The organism is Acinetobacter sp. ABJ_C5_2, from assembly GCF_044538485.1.
Classification (GTDB): domain Bacteria; phylum Pseudomonadota; class Gammaproteobacteria; order Pseudomonadales; family Moraxellaceae; genus Acinetobacter; species Acinetobacter nosocomialis_A.
Map to the genome: position 1 here is coordinate 1 of NZ_JBIUCS010000063.1, position 2,582 is coordinate 2,582.

General features: G+C 36.9%; 4 protein-coding genes. 2 read left to right on the forward strand and 2 right to left on the reverse strand.

Features of this window, described 5'->3' with window-relative positions; translation table 11 throughout:
- Nucleotides 1-875, forward strand: an 875-nt coding sequence (locus ACH8JV_RS19165; protein WP_396523217.1) for a calcium-binding protein, incomplete at its 5' end; no start/stop codon positions are given.
- A gap of 85 nt (nt 876-960) precedes the next feature.
- Here ACH8JV_RS19165 and ACH8JV_RS19170 read toward each other — a convergent pair.
- Nucleotides 961-1,290 (reverse strand): darcynin family protein, encoded by a 330-nt coding sequence (locus ACH8JV_RS19170; protein ID WP_396523219.1) that lies wholly within the window; start codon nt 1,288-1,290, stop codon nt 961-963.
- Between the two features lie 121 nt (nt 1,291-1,411).
- On the opposite strand from ACH8JV_RS19170, the gene ACH8JV_RS19175 reads away from it, so the two are divergent.
- Entirely contained in the window at nt 1,412-2,011 is a 600-nt protein-coding gene (locus ACH8JV_RS19175; RefSeq protein ID WP_396523221.1) for a TetR/AcrR family transcriptional regulator, read from the forward strand.
- 321 nt (nt 2,012-2,332) lie between these two features.
- Here the strand turns inward: ACH8JV_RS19175 and ACH8JV_RS19180 are convergent.
- A partial coding sequence (locus ACH8JV_RS19180) for a hypothetical protein (protein ID WP_396523223.1) occupies nt 2,333-2,582 on the reverse strand: 250 nt, incomplete at its 5' end.

A 2,582-nucleotide genomic window follows, 5' to 3' on the forward strand; every position in this document is an offset into this window, starting at 1 on the left:
GTCAGGATACCTTGATTGGTGGCAGTGGTAACGATGTCATGACAGGTGGTGATTATGAGAAAGATATTTATATCTTCCAGTCAGGTCATGGGCAGGACATTATCAATGATAAAAGCTATGACTGGACTTTCTTCAACCTATTTAATGATGTGAAATTTGAAGGTGCTAACTTTGCCGATGCCCAGTTCCTGAGAGTAGGCAATGATCTGGTGATCAAGGCCTATGGTACAGAAGATTCGGTGACTTTTAAGAACTATCTGAATGAGAGTGATTCCACTAGTCGAGACTTTAATTTTATCTTTGCGGACAAGACGATCTCTACTTCGGAGCTGACGGGTCTTACTATGCAGCTTAACGGCACGGATGGTAACGATGTAATGAATGGCTGGAAAGGTAAGGATATTCTGGTTGGCAGTCTTGGAGATGACACCTTAAATGGTGTAGCTGGAGATGACTGGCTAGAAGGTGGTACTGGAAATGACATCTTGAATGGTGGTGACGGCAATGATCTTCTGAATGGCGGTGCTGGGAATGACACACTAAATGGCGGTACTGGTGTTGATACTGCGATTTTCAAAATTTTAGAAGGTTTTGGAAATGATGCTACAGGCGGTAATGGTGTTGATACATGGTCAGACTTTAATGTTTCTCAAGGAGATAAAATTAATATTTCAGAGTTAATCATTGGTCAGGCTGGTAAAGAGAATCTTAATCAGTTTGTATCATTTGAAAAAAGCAGTTCAACAGTTACACTAAGTTTGGATAGAGATGGAAATGATGTAAATTATTCAGCTACCAAGCTATTAATTTTAAATAATCAAACAAATGTAGCTAGTTTGGACGATTTAATTAAAGCTGATGTATTTATAATTTAGTTTCATCACAGATACTTCGATTTAAATTTTAAAGACTGAATAAAAAAACCGCTATTAGATAGCGGTTTTTTTTTATTTACGACTTCTATAAAGAGTTCTCATACTCCACATACCCATCTTCAATTGCAGGAATAATCTCTACAAACTCAAAGTAGGGTACTGTACAAAACTCAGAGTCTCGAATCGCATCAATCACAAAATAATAATCTTGCAGAGATGTGGTCTCAAACACGGCAATATCACTCGCTTTAGTGCTAAACGCTTCAACGTCATACCACCGAACTTTTACAGTCGGGTACTTCTCAAAAATAGGTTCAAGCTTTTGTGTACTAAACTCAGCCCGCTTTTCACGAGCTAAAGCCAACCAAGCGGACAAGGCTCTTAAATGAATAAAAAAAGTATAGGTGCTAGACATAACCACTCCATGACTGAGCCGAGTTGTAGTTCAACTGAAAAGACAGCATTTGCTTGTCATATCAACATGACTCAGTCAGTATATGAGTGATTGCTCACATTAAATACTCGCATTTCGGCTCATGTCAGAAACACTTCCAGACCCACGCAAACGCCCGCGTCAAGCACGCTCAGTGGCTACCTTTGAAGCTATTTTAGAGGCGGCTGCTCGCATTTTAGAGTCTTTAGGCTTTGCTGGATTTAACACAAATGCCGTGGCTGAACTTGCTGGCGTAAGCATTGGTAGCCTATATCAATACTTTCCTTCTAAAGATGCTTTAATCGTCGAGTTAATTCGACGTGAGCGCGCCAAGCTATCAAATCATATTGTTGAGGCTATACAGCAACATGAAGCCGCAGACTTAAAAGAAAAATTAAAACTCATCATACAGGCTGCTGTGCAACATCAATTGAGCCGTCCACAGTTGGCACGAACACTAGAGTTTGCTTCTGAACTCATTGGAAAAGACATAGAGGAAAATGAGCATCAACACGAGCTAGAAACTATAATTTCTGATCTGTTTATACGTTCTGGCATTTCGCATGCGCAAATAGCTGCACAAGATGTGATTGCTTTAAGTAAAGGAATGATTAACGCAGCAGGTATAGCAGGGGAAAGTGATTTAAATCAGTTACAGCAGCGAGTTGAAAAGGCTGTACTTGGTTATTTGGGTTTGAGCTAGCGAACCTAATCCATGGTTTCTGTTTGTCATGTGACATATAAATTGTCATTTTCTATTTCAGTAATTCAAAAGTTTAGTAACTCTTATGACATATGATGGATTTAGATTAGATATTTATCTGCTTTAGAATTAATAGAGATTACATGAAATTGCTGAGATTTGATCAAAAACTAATCCTGAAAGGTGACAAATCATTAAAAAAGCCCAAGTACTATGAGTCGGGCTTTTTTTAAAAATAAGACTATGATTTATATCAGATAAAAAAATACCTTTCACATAAGCTGTATTATGTTAATTTTAAGAAAATTTAATCATCATTCTTTAGCTCAATTGTTTCTCTACAATTTTATATGCTTCGCTTGAGTAATCAAATTCCTTATATGTTTTCTGTGTATAGTACATTTCTGCATTAGGGTTGTTCTTAATATATGAAATTGCATATTTAATAAAAGCTAGTATATCAAATAAAACTAGTTCGCTTTCACAGTACCCATAATCAAAATTATTTTTTTGTTCAAAATCTAGAGAGAGTTTTTCTTTTATATCTTCTTCAAAGCGATAATCACTCTTT